This window comes from Vibrio sp. R11-SG3-ISO3-SZ, assembly GCF_059834345.1.
The window spans coordinates 1-16,448 of sequence record NZ_JCBDGX010000192.1 but is presented as its reverse complement, the minus strand read 5'-3'; the positions used below and the strand labels follow the sequence as shown (position 1 = coordinate 16,448).

Here is a 16,448-nt window from a genome sequence, read left to right as displayed (position 1 = left end):
AGGTCGAATGAGTTAATCAATAGACCAGACATTTTTAATGTCTGGCCAGCCCCAGTTGGTGAGCTCGACGTCTTTGAGCACCCCCTCAAATCTGAGTGTTTGCCGATGATGGAACAGTGGCGACAGCCAAAACTGATTGATGAGAGCAGAGGCGATGGGCTCTAGCGCCTCTAAGTAGTTCGCCAGTGGTGTCGTGCTGCGTAGATCATCTAGCGTGCTCAGCAGCCAGCGTTTGGAGTCTTCGCCAATGCAAGCTTGGACAATCGGGTTGTGGTAGAGGCTGTTGAACGCTGAGGCGTGGCGATTGTCATCGAGGTTGATATTGGTGACGATCAGAGACGCTTGTAACTGACCACTTTCAGCGAGCGCAGTCAGCTCACGATAAGAATAGGAGTGAACAGTGACTTCAACGCCAAGGGTTTCGAGTAACGACTGAATAGCGAGTGCGCAGCTTTGCAGCGCGGTGTAGTCGTAAACGGCAATGCTGATGTGATTGGGCAGCGGTACACGAGGCATCGTGGGTCGAATCACTTTATGCCACATCGGCAGTAAGTTTTGCGCGACCTCACAACCGAACGCACGTCCGCTCTCTTGTAACTGCTTGAGCACTCGCAGAGGGGTGATAAAGGTAGAAAGAAAACGGCGTTGAGCATCGTTGAGCGTATTGCACGCCGTTTGATTAAATAGGACAAACATACAGCCATCTTCAACCCGAGAGCGCTTGATGTCGGTGTGCGGTTCATGACTCACCGCATGTGAGAGATAGTGATGACAGGGATCTTGCGCACCCGGTTGGTTTGTCTCGATTTGTTTTTTGTGGGCAGTGGGCTCTTCAATTTGCCAAATGGTCACTTGGTCGGTAAGCGCGCGGCAGGCATAGAAGCGCTCGAACGCTTGAAGGTTCAGTTTGGCACTGGAATGTTCGCTTACTTCAAAGGGGCCGGACCCGACAACTTGTGATTGTTTGGTGTCGTGGACTTGGCTCGGCGGTTGAATGGAATACTTCACGCCAGAGAGCAAGCCACCAAATCCTTGGTCGGGAAGGGAGAGTTCGAACATCACTTTATTGTGCCCGGGCGAGTGCACGGATTTTAAATGGGATAATTCACTGCGGTAATGGCCAAGCTCACGCAATTGCTTAAACAGTGCCACAACACTGTTTGCGTCGATTGGCGCACCGTTGTGAAACGTTAGCCCAGGGCGCAAATAAAACGTCCATGTCAACGAGTCTTCATCATAGTGCCAATGATGAGCCAGTTGAGGAGTGAGCATACCGTCATTGGTACAACCAACCAGGCAACAGTAGATCTGGCGAATCAGATAGCGCTCACTTGAGCGTTGCAGTTGATGGGGTACTAACCGCTCAAAAGCACGTTTGTAAGTTAACTGTATATGCAGCCTTCCTTCACGTAGCGTCGCACCGGAGGTGTGTTGTAGGAGGCGGCCAAACTCTATTTGGTCGTCATCGAGGATCTGGAGCGCTTTCTCGTATTGGCCCTGACTGATGCGGGCAGCGGCAAGTTGCGATTTCAAATCAAATAAGGCGTAGTGAAGTGTCAACGAGGAGCGTTGATTACGCCCCGCTTTTGGTGCCCAACTCAACCAGTTCAGTGCTTGCATCTGACCAAGCAAATTGCGAGCGTGCCGGGGTGTCGTACACAAATGTTCTGCCACCGTTGGTAGCGCAATCTTAATCGTTGTGCTTGTTCCTAGCGGCGCAAGGCGAGAATAATAGCGCAGTAAATTGAGGTCAGACACTAGGCCTCCAATAATGAGAACAGAAAGTAAATGTGATTTCCGTGTTTTGGCGAAATTCACGCTTCTTGGCCGGTATGAAGCCGATATGTCGATTATATGGGAAAGGCCAAGAAAAATTTAGACTCTTTTTTCTTTCCTTATTAAGTCGCACACTGACGCTGTAGTAAGGAGGCATGAATGAACCCAAAGACTCACCCCATCATCGAATATTATTATCAGCGTTTAATGATCACCCACTCTTCGCTCGAGCGCACCGCGATCATGGCGCTTCTTTTTTTCGTCGAGAATTAACCCGAGCCTCGATACGCGGCGCTGCTGATTAATGCTCCTACCCCCACAGAAGATTCTTCAGCGCCGCCTTTTTCAATACCAAATTTGCTGTGTATTGTGAGAGAATTTTATGTTTTTACCCAAAGGGTCTCGCTATCGTCGCCAATAATCATCGATGTGTTGGGAATGAATGGTATGATGGAAGCCTTAAGAAAGTGGGCTTATCGCCGATATAAGCCGCAACAGAACTGAAACTAAGACCATCATGAATATAGTGGGTATCGCGATTGGCGCGACCGGATTATTGTTACTGTGCCTGTTTCTTTGGATGCTGGCACTCTCGCTGCGTAAAAAGCGTTTAGAGAATGAGCGTAAAGCGCGCGATATGGCGCTACGAAAAGCCATCGAGAAGAATCGTAAGCAGGAAAAAGAGGAACGCTTGTATAAAGCAGAGTCTGGCCATGTCCCGACGATTCTGTATTTAGCGAAAGAAGCGGAGCGCCATAACATTCAAGAAGCCTTGTATTGGTATACCAAAGCGGCCAAACAGGACAATGTGACCGGGATGTATGGCGTGGTGCGTATCAGCAATCGCATGAAACAAGATGTGATCTTGAAGGAGCAAGCCAAGTACTGGCAAACGTGCATTGCCGCCCATGAGGGGAGTCTTCCTCATCGCTTTGAGATGGGAGTGGCGCTGTTCCACGGACGTGGTGTCGAGAAAGACATTGTGAAAGCGCTAGAGACGATAGAAAGCGCCGCCAAGCAAAACTTTGTTGATGCGATCAACTTCCTTGGCGACTGGTATATTGCACCGAATAACCCACAGACTAATCCAACAAAATCGACGGACTATTTTCGTCGCGCTGCGGCGCTGAAAAGCAATGAAGGTCGAATGAAGTTAGGTCTGAATTATATCTACGGACGTGGTGTTCCTGTCAGCCACGAAAAAGGGTGTTACTGGCTCGAAAGAGCGGCGGAAAAGGGTTACCTTGAAGCGATGTACCGTGCCGGTGAAGCTTGGATGGATTACCGCCCCAATGGCAACTCTATCGCTTATATTTGGCTGTTTCTAGCGGCGCAACTCGGCTACGAGCAAGCCAGATTGCTACGCGATCAAGTGGCACTGAATATTGGTGTGGATACTGTCGTGGGCTTGCAAGCCTTATCTAAGCCAATGTTAAAGAAGATCCGAGAAAAGAAAGTCAGCAAGCATTCGATTATTCGTGCGTTGAACAAGCTCTATAAACGCAAAATCCCGTTATTAGAGCAGGATCTATCGGTCTTGAATAAAGAAGAGCTACTGAGCAAAGAAGCGCTGCCAAGCGGAGGCGATTCTGCGTTACCAGAGTCGCAAACAGAGACGCGCCAGCCAGATCCTTCTTGGCAAGGTGAGACGCAAGATCAAGGTGAGGAGCGTACAACGAGCGACCCACTAGACTTTAGTCAGTCACATTTTGCACCGACATCTAAATCATCCGGTGATTGAACCGAACCGACGAATGATTGAATGTGCAACAATAAAAAAGGCTCCCAGTTGGACTGGGAGCCTTTGTCGTTCATGCATGTGTGTTTATGCGTTCTCTTGATTGTGTTTCGATTTGCAAACGGCTGCAGTAAACACAACGTCGGTTGAACTGTTCAGCGCGGTTTCCGCGGAATCTTGCACAACACCAATGATAAAGCCGACCGCGACGACTTGCATCGCCACTTCGTTTGGAATACCAAAGAGGCCGCACGCCAAAGGAATCAGCAGCAATGAACCACCGGCCACGCCCGACGCGCCGCAGGCAGAAATGGATGCCACAATGCTTAGAAGCAAGGCTGTCATTAGGTCAACTTCAATGCCCAGGGTATGAACCGCCGCCAACGTCAGGGTTGTGATGGTAATAGCTGCACCTGCCATGTTGATGGTGGCCCCGAGTGGGATGGATACGGAGTAGGTGTCTTCATCTAAATCCAGCTTTTCACACAACGCCATGTTGACCGGGATATTGGCTGCACTTGAACGGGTAAAGAAGGCGGTAACGCCACTTTCACGCAGACATTGGAATACCAGCGGGTATGGGTTTTGACCAGTCTTTACTAAAACAATCAGTGGGTTGACCACCAATGCGATGATTGCCATCGAACCAAGTAATACCGCCAGAAGGTGTGCATAACCAGCCAGCGCTTCAAAACCTGTGGTTGCCAGTGTTGAAGAAACGAGACCGAAAATACCAAAAGGAGCAAGACGGATAATGAAACGAACGATTTGCGATACGCCGTGGCTAAGATCTTCAAACACGGCTTTCGTCGTACCTGAAGCATGATGCAGAGCCAAACCAAGACCGACAGCCCAAGCTAGGATACCGATGTAGTTTGCACTCATTAGCGCATTGACTGGGTTGTCGACCAACTTAAACAGCAGCGTATTTAATACTTCACCAATGCCTTGCGGTGGTGTAGCGCCTTCTGCACCCGATACCAGTGTCAAGGTGGTAGGGAACAAAAAGCTCAGTACGACGGCCGTTAGGGCGGCGGTTAATGTACCAAATAGGTACAAAACCACGATAGGACGCATGTAAGTGTGTTGGTTTTTCTTTTGGTTGGCGATAGACGCAGCCACCAAAATGAAAACCAAGATAGGCGCGACGGCTTTTAGTGCGCCGACAAATAGGCTTCCAAGTAACCCGACACTTTGAGCAGACTCCGGAGACACGGTAGCCAGTCCAACACCAAGGATGATACCGGCTAGGATCTGTAGCACCAGATTTCCGCGCGCAAAGCGGGCAAAAATAGAGTTGTGTTGCATATGTATCCCTGCAATGAATAATTATCTGAGGTTATAGTTATTCCAGCTATTCCTAGCTGAAGCCGATATACTAGCGTGTTGAAATAATGTGTCTAGAATTAATTGAAACATAGATGAAACAATTGGATTTTTATCAAAGTTGTAAATTATATGTTACCCAAATGGTTTTGTTTACAATAAAAGAATGATAAGAAAAAGGGAGCATACGCTCCCTTAGTGTTGTCTTAATTGGCCGCATTCGGCCTAGACGTTAGTGGTGGTGTTTCATCCCGCTCATCACCTTTTTCACAGGAGCGGTAAAGGTTTGTGACTCGCCATTTAGGTATTCAATGGTTACTTCAATCTCTTCATCCTCGACCAAAGGTGCTGTTAAATCAAACAGCATAATATGTAGGCTACCCGGTTTCAGTTCCACTTGCTCGTGGGCGGGTACGGTGATGCGCTCAATCTGGCGCATTTTCATCACATCGCCCTCTTTGACCACATCATGGAGCTCCACTTTGCCTGCCGCACTAGTGGAGGCCGAGGTGATGATTCGCTCCTCATCACCTTTGTTCATTAGGGTGACAAACACGGCACTGGTTACTGCTGCGGGCGGCGTGGCACGAGCGTAGGCATGGTGCGTCACGACATCGGTATTCGCAACGGCTGAAGCGCTCATCAGCAACGAAGACAGTAGAAGTGTAGGCAGTTTCATCAGGCAATCCTTTCTCAATCAATTATTTTTAATCAGCCTGCTGGGGCTGTTTGGTCATGGTGTTCAGCGCCTCAACAATAGGCGCGGGCGTTAGAGTGTGTGGGACTTTGGTCAACAGTGTCCCATTCGGCGCTAAAAAGTAGAAGTAGGAGCTGTGATCGAGTGTGTAACCTAGCTCAGAGTTTTCCAGTTCGGTTTTTCTAAATATTACGCCATAGCGATGGGCGAGCGGGGTGGTGATCTCAAGAGGCGCCGAGAGCCCTTCTATTGACGGATGAAAATACTGCGCGTAGCGATGTGCATCGGCAGCGGCATCTCGCTCGGGATCTAAAGAGATAAACATGGGTCTAAATTGGTGTTGAACCTCTTCACCCACTTGGTTTAGAGCGCCAGCCAGCATAGCCAATGAAGTGGGGCAGACATCAGGGCAGCGAGTGAACCCAAAGTAAACCACACGGATGCGTGGGTCGGACGAGTCAAAAATATCAACGGGTTGGCCTTGCTCACCATACAATATGGACGCGTCACGGCTATCATTGGTTGGGGTGACCTGCGATTGGTGATCGAGATAGCTTTTAAGGCCAAATCCCAGCGCAAAGGCGACGACTAAAATCAGGGACCAATTTCGACTCATCTTTCCATCCTTACTGAGAGTTTATGGTGGGTATGACCGTCAGAGACGGTGCCATACCAAGTCATGGCGTCTGTCGTACAGACGGGGAGTAGCAGTTCGCCTTGATATTGGCCATCCCCTGTCCGCGTAAGCAAAAACTTTGGCGAACCCATCTCCATTTCAACGCCCTGGAGTGACAGAACCAGCGATTGAGCATCGTTGTCTGGCCAGGCGACAGAGACGGTAGTCGGCAGCAGAGGCTGACTGGTGTCTTTATCCGCGTGAATCGACACCGTGCCTAATTGACACGAAGAGGTGGTGAGGGCGCAGTACTCACTTAAGTCAATGGAAGTGTGTTGGTGGCGGGATGTGCTCAACCAATGATAAATGTCACTGGCAAAGTAACCGCCACTTAGCGCCATGAGGATCAGTAGCCACTGCCAACGGCCTTTCCCGTGTATCGAAAAGCTTGATGTCATCGAAGCGCCTCTCACATAAAAAATGTCACATCGACCAAAAAGAGTGGCGGGATGTTACCACAGCTCAACGTGAACTCTGTATGGCCGGTAAGGATTTGTGCGCAAAATCAATGCTTTTTAAGCAGGCCGTAGATAGCGTGGCTCAATAGGCGGCCATCAATGTTTTCCTGATGACTTAAGATTCCCTCAAGGGTCATACCGCAACGCGTGGCGACGGTGCGGCTCGCGTGATTGTCGACCGCAGCGCTCAGTTGGACTTTTTCCATCTGGTATTGGTCAAAGGCGATGTGCGTCAGCGCTTGAACCACTCGCGTGGCTATCCCCTTACCTTGATGGTGTTGGCTTATCCAGTAGCCGACTTCAACGCATTTGGTGTCATGGTTGATGCTATTGAAACTGCAGTTACCAATAATATCGCCATTGTAGAGGATGGCGCAGGTCATGGATTTGCCATCGGCGTAATCATGTAAGGAGCGTTGAACGAACAGGAGAAAATCTTGCTCTGTTTGGCAATGGGCAGGCCAAGCTAGCCACTGTGTTAGGTAGGGCAGTTGCTCTGTGACCAACTGAGCATAGTGGGCCGCGAACGACTCATGAACCAGTGCCAATGAGACTTCGTCATCAACCTCATAACGAAACATGCTTGCACTCCTTTGCAAAGAAATAACGCGCTCGTTTGAGCGCGTGGGTGATTATTGGTTGTTGATGTGCGCTTTGAAACGAGCTTGAGTTTCTGCGTCGGCTTTGTTGTACCAAAAATGGAGCATTTCTTCGGCCGTGTTGCTGTCAACTTGTGCGGTATTGGCGGGCGTGGTTTTGCTCGATGGCGTGGCAACTGCAGCCGTAGCAGCGACGGTAGAGAGTGCTGCCACACCACCTTGGCGGTTGTATTCGGCCAGTTCGATTTGGTAGTTACGCCCAAGTTGAAAGCCATCTTTGACCAATTTATCTTGTTTGGTCTCCAGCGTGTTGCCACTCTCATCTACAAGTGACCACTCGACATGACTGATTTGCTTGCGCGCCTGGTTTTCATTGCGGTATTTGGGCAGAGCAAATTCTAGCTTAGTGTTTGAAGCGTTGAAGGTGCCAACGAGCGGATCACTTTCTAAAATGACGCGATCATTACCTTGGTCAAAATAGGGTTGGTACTGGAACAAAATTTGGTTCTCACCATCTGGTAGGGTCAGGGTTTTCGACGCAGAGAAAAAACCGCCTTCTAGTTTAGGGCTAGCGTCATTGACCACTAATACATTAATGGTATCAGGAATGGAAAGGGTGACATCGGCAAAGGCGGCGCTGCTGATCAATGCGGTCGCAGCGAAAAGGCAAAATTGATTTTTCATGGTATTCCCTAATTACAGAGTAGCCTATGAAACAGGCACTTAACTCATGCATCATCGCGCGTATCGGGCGTCGATTTCAACAACCTTATGTGAGAAGTTTGAAAATTTAACACAATCTTCATTGGCGTAAAGGCCGCCCACCGATGAGACCGGATTCTGTATGGTTTATTGTGCGGCGCACTTCACGGTAATCTCAAAAAGGTTTTCGCTATAGTGTAGGAATGTTCAATTCAACAGGAGGATAACGCTATGACAAGCAGCGTGCTGGTCGACTTTTCAGTGCGACAATCAGCATTAGACAGCAAACTCGTGTTGTCGTCGTGGTACAACTTGGACTATTGCCTTTCCCTGCTCAGCAAAGAATCCTCATCACTTTGATCCCCTTTGTCAGCGCCATGCGCTGCGAGAAACACAACCGTTAAATACATTTTAAGATCGTCACTGCGTGATGCCGCATGTGTATGCTGCTCTGGCACGCTTGCGTATCACGAGTGCCTGGCGATCAATCAAAGGATCAAAAGATGAAACGCATTCCAGAACCGTTCCGCATTAAGATGGTGGAACCGATTAAAATGACCACCTACCAAGACCGAGTTGAAGCGCTCAATGAGGCCGGACTTAACCCGTTTTTGCTTAGAAGTGACGATGTGTACATCGACTTGCTTACCGACTCCGGCACTGGGGCGATGAGTGACAACCAATGGGCAGGCTTGATGCTGGGGGATGAGTCTTATGCGGGCAGCCGCAACTACTACAACCTTTGCGCGGCAGTTGAGCACTTTTTTGGCTATAAACTTACGGTTCCCGCACACCAAGGTAGAGGTGCAGAGCAGATCCTCTTCCCCGCCTTGATTGAAAGAATGAAAGTGGTTCGCGGTGGTACTGAGCCTGTCTTTATCTCCAACTACCATTTTGATACGACCGCAGGTCATATCGAGCTAAACGGTGGCAAAGCGATTAACGTTGTCGATGATCGCGCGTTTGATACTACCACGCCGTATGACTGGAAGGGCAACTTTGACCTCGATAAACTGCAAACCACCATAGAGGCTCATGGTGCCAACAATATCTGTGCGATCATCACGACGGTAACGTGTAACAGCTCGGGTGGGCAACCTGTTTCCATGGCCAACATGCGCGCAGTGTACGAGATCGCTTCGAAAAATGACATTCCAGTGGTAATCGATTCCGCGCGTTACTGTGAAAACGCCTACTTTATTAAGCAACGTGAGCCCGGCTATCAAGATAAGTCGATACTTGAGATCATCCGTGAGATGTACCAGTACGGGGACATGTTGACCATGTCGGCGAAAAAAGACCCAATGGTGAACATTGGTGGTTTATGCTGCATTCGAAATCATGAAGAGTTATTCCAAGCAGTGCGCACCCGATGTGTGCCGATGGAAGGGTTTGTCACCTATGGTGGTATGGCGGGCCGTGACATGGAAGCGCTCGCACGTGGTCTCTATGAAGGGGCAGACGAAGATTTCCTTCACTACCGCATCTCTCAGGTTGAGTATCTAGGTGAACGTTTGCAAGAAGGCGGTATCCCGATCCAAACGCCAACGGGCGGCCATGCGGTGTTTGTCGATGCGGCGAAAATCTTGCCTCACATTCCAGCGGATCAATTTCCTGCCCAAGTGCTCTGTAATGCGCTCTATTTGGAAGCGGGTATTCGCGCGGTTGAGATTGGCTCTTTGTTGCTTGGCCGAGATCCTCAAACGGGGGAGCAAAAAGCCTCTGATTTGGAGTTGATGCGTTTGACCATTCCGCGCCGCGTCTACACCAATGATCACATGGATTATATTGCCGATGCGATCATTGCCTTGAAAGAGCGCGCACATGAACTCAAAGGATTGACGTTCGATTACGAGCCGCCAGTGCTGCGTCACTTTACGGCGCGTTTTCGCTCTAAGTAATGGAGTATATTTGCCTAGGTAACTGTTCACCTAGGTCACTATTCACATAAACAACAACGCGCCAAACGGTTTAACACCGAGTGGCGCGTTGCTTTATCAGAGCGTGGGTTAGTGATTGACCGCGCGCACTTTACCTTGTTTCAAGCTGTTGAGTACCTCAGCTTTAGGCCCGTCAGCGATAATACTGCCTTTTTCCATCACGATGACTCTATCGACGACATCAAGCATTGAGGTTTTATGCGTGATAAGGATCAGCGTCTCGCTCGATTTCAATTGAGAGAGCTGCTGCTTGATATGCATCTCAGAGCGATTATCCATTGCGCTGGTGGGCTCATCCATCAACAAAACGGGTGGGCGGCCAAGTAAGGCTCGCGCGATGGCGACGGATTGTCTTTGGCCACCGGACAGCAGCATTCCTCCTTCACCCACTTGCCTTTCTAGCCCAGCAGGGTCTTGTTGGGTAAACACGGTCACGCCAGCGCGGTTAGCCGCATCCATCACATCGCGATCGTCGGCTAGTGGTTTGCCAAGCGTAATATTATCGCGAATCGAGCCGTAGAAGAGCTGACTGTCTTGCGGTACACAGCCAATGTTGCGTCTTACGTCGATGTGGTGCATTTGGTCTATGTCCGTATCGTCGATACGTACGTGTCCTTCAGTGGGTTTGTACAAGCCCATGATCAAGCGCTCAAGTGTGGTCTTGCCTGAGCCAATTCGACCTATGATCGCCACTTTTTCACCTGGGTTAATAACTAAACTGAGATCTCGAATCGACGCGATGGGGGAGTCAGGGTAGTGAAAGGTGACTTTATCAAGCTCAATCTTACCGTGTACGATTGGGCGGTGAATGTAGCGTTTACCCTCTTCTTGTTCGTCAGGCATCGACATGACTTGCTCAATGATGGTCATTGAGGATTTGGCTTGGTTGTATCGAGTCGAGAGCAGTGACAGCTGCACCATAGGGCCAATCGCTCGACCGCTCAACATGGTGGCAGCAATCAGACCACCCATGGTCAATTCACCTTCAGAGATCAAATAAACGCCAAGGATGATCATTCCAACGTTCGACGCTTGCTGAACAAATCCCGCTGTGTTTTGAATGCCATCGGTAATTCGGCGACTTTTGATGTTCCAGTTGGCCATGTGGGCAACGGCTTCTTCCCAGCGGAACTGAAATTGGCTTTGGGCGCCAAACAATTTCACGGTTTCCAGCCCAGCCAAACTCTCAATCAAGTTCGCGTATTTTTGCGATGCGAGTCTTGAACCCTCTTCGATGGTATGACGCAAAGGCCCTTGAATCAGCAGTGAGTAGATGACCAGGATCACCACCCCGACAATCGGTACCAGCACCAAATTGCCAGCCATTAGCCAAATCAGAAGCAAAAACAGCAGCGCAAAAGGTAAGTCAATCAACGAGCCTATGGTTGCCGAGGTGAAGAACTCACGAATCGATTCAAACTCTTGTAAGTGGCGAGCAAATGCACCCACGGAAGGGGGGCGAGACTCCATTCGGATCCCCATCACTTTGCTAAAGAGTTTGGAGGAGATGAGAATGTCCGACTTTTTACCTGCTACATCAATGAAGTAACTTCTTAGTAGTTTGAGCACCAAATCAAACAAGAAGATGACAAAGATACCGCTCGCCAACACCCACAAGGTTTCAAACGCCAAGTTGGGGACCACTTTGTCGTACACCAAGCGAGTAAACATTGGCGCAGCAACGGCGAACAGGTTAATGAGAATAGACGCAATTAACACATCTCGATAAATGCGTTTCGATTGCCAAATGGTGCTCCAGAACCAGTGCCCCTTTTTGGTATTGAGCACTTCGGGTGAGCGTTCATCGTAACGGAATTGCTTTTTGACCAAGAAGTAGCGGCCAATGTAGAGCGCTTCGAGTTCATCCATGCTGATGGAAATCGGCACAAGGCCAGATTCACCCGTAACGATTTCTGCTTCGCTGCCTTCGTCATTGATGCTGTTGAGAACGCACGCGTCACCGCTTTTAAGCAGCAACACAACGGGCAATACCAATTGAGGAATGTCGCTCAGTTTTGAGCGGTTTTCTTTCGCGACTAGACCAGCCCGTTCAGCCGAGCGCGGAAATAGGAAAGGTGTGAGCTTCCCGTCAGCAAGAGGCAGCCCATTGATGAGTGCCTCTGGAGAGTTCGCTAAACCATAGTAGCGACTGACGTAGATAAGCGAATTTAATAGCGGATCCTGCATGCTAACCCTTTGTCGTTATTTATCTACGATGAAGCCCTGGAAGACTTCAATAAAATGTTCAGATAGGAAATCAAGCTGCGTTTGTGTTTCCACGCGCGAGGCGATGGTCTTGATACCCAAATTATGCGCAGTGCGCGAGATAGACGTCAATGTGAACTTCTGCTTTTCATCATCAAGGTGGTGAGTGTAGAGATAATCCAGTTTCACGTACGCAGGACGGAACTCGTTGATGTAATCGAGCGATTGGAAATTCCGGCCGTAATTATCGACACCAAAGTCGGCGCCAGCCGTACGAATGGCATTACAAAATAGCGCAGTGTGGTGCGGTGCATTGATAAAGCAGTTTTCTGGAATCTCAAAGTGGAGCAGAGGGGCGACTTTGCTGTGCTTGGCTAAATATTGAGATATCCAGCGAATGAAGCTTGGTTGGGAAATACTGCTTTGCGACATATTGATGGCAACGGGTTCTTTGAATTCGCCGCGGCTTAGCTTATCCACCACCGATTGAATGACGTACTCATCAAAGATGTGGCTTGCGCCCAATTGCTCGAGCGCAAACAGGTATTGGTTGGCGGTATAACGCTCATCGCGTTTCTCAATCGCAGAGAACACCTCGCGGTGGTATGTCTGTCCCCAGGAGTCGTTCGCGGCTTGGAACCTAAAGGAGAACCAATCGTTGCTGATCGCCTCTTCCACCAAGTTTTTCCATTGCTGTTTGCCCATGAGATTTTCAGTGTTTTCACCGGTCACATAGCCATAATTGGAATCTGGGTTTGCTTTGGCCGCTGCCAACGCGTTATCGAGCATGGTGAGGATTTCAGACGTCCCGCGAGACGTTTTGCTGTACACCACACCCAGTGAGACATTAGCGGTCGCCATGCCGGTAGGATCGGCACTGACATCTTGCACAAAGGTAATGATGCTGTCCGCCATCAGTTTGAGTTCACTGTCATCAATGTTCGGAAGGATAAAACCGAACTCTTCAGACGAGATGCGCGCCAATGTCGCTTCCGGCGAGGAGATAGAGACTTTTAGGTGATCGGCCAGCTCTCTGACCATGCCATCACCCGCTTCATAGCCTTTTTCCTCATACAGTTCACGGATAAAGCTCGCCTCTAAAATAGCAACGCCACCCATTCCGCCTTCGGTCAACCATGCGTTCAATTGGCTCATGTAGTAAGCGCGATTGCCTAATTGAGACACGGGATCGATGTAGGCACGTTGTCTCAATTGTTGTGCTTCTTGAGCTTGCGCTTTAAACGATTTCTCTACTTGAGCAGACATGCTGTTGATGCCATCGACCACGTAGATGAGATCTTTGGTCGCAGGGCGGGGAAGAGGTTCGCCGAATTGATTCTTCGCCACTTGCTCCATTTTGGTGACGATGAGCTGGAGCGGTTTTAATGCGCGGCGCAAGATGAAAGAGATCGCAAACAAGCCAATGAGGAAGATAAAGCAGAACGCATAAACCAAACGTTCGAAGGCAAGCCATAGCTGGGTGTAGGCATCCCCAGGGTGGCTGACAATTTCGACTTCCGCCAACTGCATCCAGCCACTGGTCACGACACGTCGATCGTGAATGGTGTCAAACAGCTTAAGATCGGTAAACCAAGTTGGAACGTTGTTTGGTTTGATTGGGTAGGCGCGCAAGATCTCATCGCCAGTATCGAGGAAAATCAGACGAACGATAGAGTAGCTACTGCCATCAAACAGCGCATTAATAACGGATTCCACCGCGACTTGGTCCTTATTCTCCAAATAAGGAGCCAAAGCCAAGCCGACCGTGTTGATGGTGTTATTCACTTCTGAGCGCTGTTGCTGCTCTAAGTTGTTTCGCGTGGTGTTGAATTCAATGATAAAGACCGAGATCATTAACATCAAAAAGACCGCAATCATTCCCGCGACAAGTTGTTTATATAACGTCATATTGCCTACTCATCATAATTGACTATTGGTTTATTGAGTTTGAGCGATTTTTCTCGCGCACGGAGATCGTTCCATAAGCTAAGTCGGGACGATTTTCCTGCTAACTGTCCGTTTTTCGACTTCATTAACCAGAGGTTTTTACCATTGAAACTGTAGATCGGTAGTAGATCGCGGCGGGTGGAAGCGCGGCGAATCTGCGGGTTAATGTTGTCGAGAAGTAAAGGTTCCGCACTGGGTGATGAATAGTAGGCGAGAACCATGTGAAATTGATTCAGTTCGATGGCTTTAACATACACTAGCCTCAATTTTCTGTCTGAGACGCCAAGTTCGAGCAGTGAAAAATATTTGGCAATGGTGAAATCTTCGCAATCCCCGGCGTTCGCGCCTAAAAATTCGAGCGGCGTCGCCCAATAGTCGGCTTTGCCCCACAGTCTGTCATCGTTAACGAAGTGAAGCTGATTAAAAAAGTTGTTCACTTTTTCAAGTTGTTCTGTCTCCGGTAGCGATTGATATTGTGAGATTTCGTTGCGCCAGGTTTCTACGCGCTTTGCCGCTCTTGGGCCATAGACTTTATGCACAGCCGACACCCATCGTTGCTCTGATGTATTCAGAGCAAACGACGTGGCGGAGCTTATAAGCATAAGCACTAAGGCCCAACAATACTTCATCGATTACAGGCCGCTTTTGTGTGCGTTAGAGTTGTGCATTCACTATTCCTTTAGTGCGTTACTTTTTGCGCTCATGATCGGTTTGAGCAGATATTCCAGCACAGTGCGCTTACCGGTAATGATATCGACCGACGCTGTCATCCCAGGGATGATCGGCAGTGACTCATCTTTGTTTAATGACGTTTCACTGGTCCGCACACGCACCAAATAAAAGCTATTGCCCTCTTCGTCGGTGGTGGTATCCGCGCTGATGTGCTCAAGAGAGCCTTCTAATCCGCCGTACTTGGTAAAATCATAAGCAGAAAATTTCACAATCGCGTTGAGGTCTGGCCTGAGGAAAGCGATATCTTGTGGCGCAATCTTGGCCTCGACCAACAAGGTATCTTCACTCGGTACGATTTCAACGATGTCCATGCCGGGTTGGATGACGCCACCGACGGTGTTGATATTGAGCGTTTTGACGGTACCAGTAACGGGCGACGTGACAATGGTGCGATTGACTCGGTCTTCGAGGCCAACGGTCGACTCGGTCAAAGAGGAGAGTCGGTCTTGCGCATCATTGAGTTTTTCTTGTTGCTCGGAGCGAAATTTCTGCGCCGCGTCTATGCGTGCCAACATTGACTCGCGAATGGACGACCGTAGAACAGGTACTTTCAGTTCACTTGAGGTCAACTCTCTGCGCGTATCGTTTACCTGGCGTTGCAGTTTGAGCAGCTCAATGCGAGGGACGACGCCTTCTTCCGCAAGTGGTTCGGTGATTTCGAGCTCTTTGCGTGCAAAGTCATAACTGTCTCGCAGGTTTCTTACACGCGCTTGAATTTCTACTAAGTCTTGCTGCTTCTGCTTAACCTGCTGATCGATGACGGAGATTTGGTTACGCAGATTATTGAGATCCTGACGGTATTCAGCCCGTTGGCGAGCGACGAGTTGAGGCTGACGTTCTTCCAGAATCGGCGGGAAGGCGAGCTTACTGAAGTCGAGTTGAACGTTACTTTGCCAGTTGCTGTCGTCGAACTCTTCATTCACTTCAACACTGGTAATGGATGCAGAGAGTTGCAGGACACTGGCGGTCAGGTTTGCGACTTGCTGCTCTCGCTCACGAAAGTCAGAGCGAAAACGGGTGTCATCGATGAGTAGCAGTTGTTGGCCTTTTTGGACGATTTGTCCCTCTCGAACGAGGATTTCTTTCACCAAGCCGCCTTCAAGGTTTTGCACGACTTGGACTTGAGAAGAGGGAACAACTTTGCCTTGACCTACGGTCACTTGATCGATCTGTGCCCAAGAGGCCCACACACCGGCCAAAATAAAAAACAGCACCATGACCCAGAGCATAATGCGGGCGCTGCTCGGGGTGTTGAGTAGGAGCGCCGCGGTTTTATCATCGACGTAATCCAACTCATCCGGAGTGAGCTTGTTGTAACCGCTCTTACTCATTCGCTATCCTTTTCAATCTTGGTTATTTAATTGATTTTATTACTCAACCAGCAAAATGTTAAGAAAATGCTTATAGAATGTCGTGCTTTATATGTTTTTTGAGTCCTTGCCATTAAGTTTAGTTCCTTCATCGGGTGTTTCACTTGAGTTATACGATTTATGGGCGCACAATCAGCAAAAATTTATCGTCGCGGTCAATGAGGAGAAAAGATGGAACTGGAAGACATTCGTCGTGAGTACACTAAAGGCGGTCTGCGCCGTAAAGATTTGTCTGCGGACCCGATTGAGCAATTTGATCTGTGGTTAAAGCAAGCGGTAGAC

13 protein-coding genes and 1 pseudogene are annotated in these 16,448 nt (G+C 49.1%); 3 read left to right on the top strand and 11 right to left on the bottom strand.

The features are described 5' to 3' along the window. Positions 1-12: 12 nt before the first annotated feature. Positions 13-1,758 (bottom strand): SgrR family transcriptional regulator, encoded by a 1,746-nt coding sequence (locus AC6R1O_RS19870; RefSeq protein WP_500657696.1) that lies wholly within the window; start codon positions 1,756-1,758, stop codon positions 13-15. A gap of 535 nt (positions 1,759-2,293) precedes the next feature. Here AC6R1O_RS19870 and AC6R1O_RS19865 point away from each other — a divergent pair. Next, positions 2,294-3,517 (top strand): tetratricopeptide repeat protein, encoded by a 1,224-nt coding sequence (locus tag AC6R1O_RS19865; protein WP_500657695.1) that lies wholly within the window; start codon positions 2,294-2,296, stop codon positions 3,515-3,517. A gap of 84 nt (positions 3,518-3,601) precedes the next feature. Here the strand turns inward: AC6R1O_RS19865 and sstT are convergent, their stop codons facing one another. From sstT to AC6R1O_RS19835, 6 genes are all read right to left on the bottom strand, one after another. After that, positions 3,602-4,822: a serine/threonine transporter SstT gene (gene sstT, locus AC6R1O_RS19860; RefSeq protein WP_500626198.1), complete on the bottom strand. Its 1,221-nt coding sequence runs from the start codon at positions 4,820-4,822 to the stop codon at positions 3,602-3,604. A gap of 250 nt (positions 4,823-5,072) precedes the next feature. Beyond that, the gene (locus tag AC6R1O_RS19855) at positions 5,073-5,519 is read right to left on the bottom strand and encodes a copper chaperone PCu(A)C (protein ID WP_500657694.1); all 447 of its coding nucleotides are present in this window, start codon (positions 5,517-5,519) and stop codon (positions 5,073-5,075) included. Positions 5,520-5,547: 28 nt separating this feature from the next. Next, positions 5,548-6,153, bottom strand: a complete 606-nt coding sequence (locus tag AC6R1O_RS19850; RefSeq protein ID WP_500657693.1) for an SCO family protein — start codon at positions 6,151-6,153, stop codon at positions 5,548-5,550. Beyond that, positions 6,150-6,611, bottom strand: coding sequence for a hypothetical protein (locus AC6R1O_RS19845; protein WP_500657692.1), 462 nt, complete (start codon positions 6,609-6,611; stop codon positions 6,150-6,152). Before AC6R1O_RS19845 ends, AC6R1O_RS19850 begins: the two co-directional genes overlap by 4 nt. Positions 6,612-6,718: 107 nt before the next feature. Further along, entirely contained in the window at positions 6,719-7,252 is a 534-nt protein-coding gene (locus tag AC6R1O_RS19840) for a GNAT family N-acetyltransferase (protein WP_500657691.1), read from the bottom strand. A gap of 51 nt (positions 7,253-7,303) precedes the next feature. After that, a complete protein-coding gene (locus tag AC6R1O_RS19835; protein ID WP_500657690.1) occupies positions 7,304-7,954 on the bottom strand; it encodes a DUF2057 family protein in 651 nt (216 codons plus the stop codon). 521 nt (positions 7,955-8,475) lie between these two features. On the opposite strand from AC6R1O_RS19835, the gene AC6R1O_RS19830 reads away from it, so the two are divergent. Next, positions 8,476-9,873 carry a tryptophanase gene (locus AC6R1O_RS19830; protein WP_500657689.1) on the top strand — a complete coding sequence of 466 codons (1,398 nt, stop codon included), beginning with the start codon at positions 8,476-8,478 and terminating at the stop codon, positions 9,871-9,873. Between the two features lie 108 nt (positions 9,874-9,981). On the opposite strand, the gene AC6R1O_RS19825 is transcribed toward AC6R1O_RS19830, so the two are convergent. From AC6R1O_RS19825 to AC6R1O_RS19810, 4 genes are read right to left on the bottom strand one after another with little or no spacing between them, the layout of a single operon-like run. Next, the gene (locus AC6R1O_RS19825; protein ID WP_500628494.1) at positions 9,982-12,099 is read right to left on the bottom strand and encodes a type I secretion system permease/ATPase; all 2,118 of its coding nucleotides are present in this window, start codon (positions 12,097-12,099) and stop codon (positions 9,982-9,984) included. A 15-nt stretch (positions 12,100-12,114) separates the two neighbouring features. Then, positions 12,115-14,025 carry a bifunctional diguanylate cyclase/phosphodiesterase gene (locus AC6R1O_RS19820; protein WP_500657688.1) on the bottom strand — a complete coding sequence of 637 codons (1,911 nt, stop codon included), beginning with the start codon at positions 14,023-14,025 and terminating at the stop codon, positions 12,115-12,117. A gap of 5 nt (positions 14,026-14,030) precedes the next feature. Next, positions 14,031-14,693, bottom strand: coding sequence for a transglutaminase-like cysteine peptidase (locus AC6R1O_RS19815; RefSeq protein WP_334552823.1), 663 nt, complete (start codon positions 14,691-14,693; stop codon positions 14,031-14,033). A gap of 42 nt (positions 14,694-14,735) precedes the next feature. After that, a complete protein-coding gene (locus AC6R1O_RS19810) occupies positions 14,736-16,127 on the bottom strand; it encodes an HlyD family type I secretion periplasmic adaptor subunit (protein ID WP_500632806.1) in 1,392 nt (463 codons plus the stop codon). 210 nt (positions 16,128-16,337) lie between these two features. On the opposite strand from AC6R1O_RS19810, the pseudogene AC6R1O_RS19805 reads away from it, so the two are divergent. After that, positions 16,338-16,448, top strand: a pseudogene (locus tag AC6R1O_RS19805) (pyridoxamine 5'-phosphate oxidase); the annotation flags it as partial.

Coding starts and splice junctions, on each gene's coding strand:
- AC6R1O_RS19865 (WP_500657695.1), top strand. CDS start 2,294: ATGAATATAGTGGGTATCGCGATTGGCGCGACCGGATTATTGTTACTG.
- sstT (WP_500626198.1), bottom strand. CDS start 4,822: ATGCAACACAACTCTATTTTTGCCCGCTTTGCGCGCGGAAATCTGGTG.
- AC6R1O_RS19855 (WP_500657694.1), bottom strand. CDS start 5,519: ATGAAACTGCCTACACTTCTACTGTCTTCGTTGCTGATGAGCGCTTCA.
- AC6R1O_RS19850 (WP_500657693.1), bottom strand. CDS start 6,153: ATGAGTCGAAATTGGTCCCTGATTTTAGTCGTCGCCTTTGCGCTGGGA.
- AC6R1O_RS19845 (WP_500657692.1), bottom strand. CDS start 6,611: ATGACATCAAGCTTTTCGATACACGGGAAAGGCCGTTGGCAGTGGCTA.
- AC6R1O_RS19840 (WP_500657691.1), bottom strand. CDS start 7,252: ATGTTTCGTTATGAGGTTGATGACGAAGTCTCATTGGCACTGGTTCAT.
- AC6R1O_RS19835 (WP_500657690.1), bottom strand. CDS start 7,954: ATGAAAAATCAATTTTGCCTTTTCGCTGCGACCGCATTGATCAGCAGC.
- AC6R1O_RS19830 (WP_500657689.1), top strand. CDS start 8,476: ATGAAACGCATTCCAGAACCGTTCCGCATTAAGATGGTGGAACCGATT.
- AC6R1O_RS19825 (WP_500628494.1), bottom strand. CDS start 12,099: ATGCAGGATCCGCTATTAAATTCGCTTATCTACGTCAGTCGCTACTAT.
- AC6R1O_RS19820 (WP_500657688.1), bottom strand. CDS start 14,025: ATGACGTTATATAAACAACTTGTCGCGGGAATGATTGCGGTCTTTTTG.
- AC6R1O_RS19815 (WP_334552823.1), bottom strand. CDS start 14,693: ATGAAGTATTGTTGGGCCTTAGTGCTTATGCTTATAAGCTCCGCCACG.
- AC6R1O_RS19810 (WP_500632806.1), bottom strand. CDS start 16,127: ATGAGTAAGAGCGGTTACAACAAGCTCACTCCGGATGAGTTGGATTAC.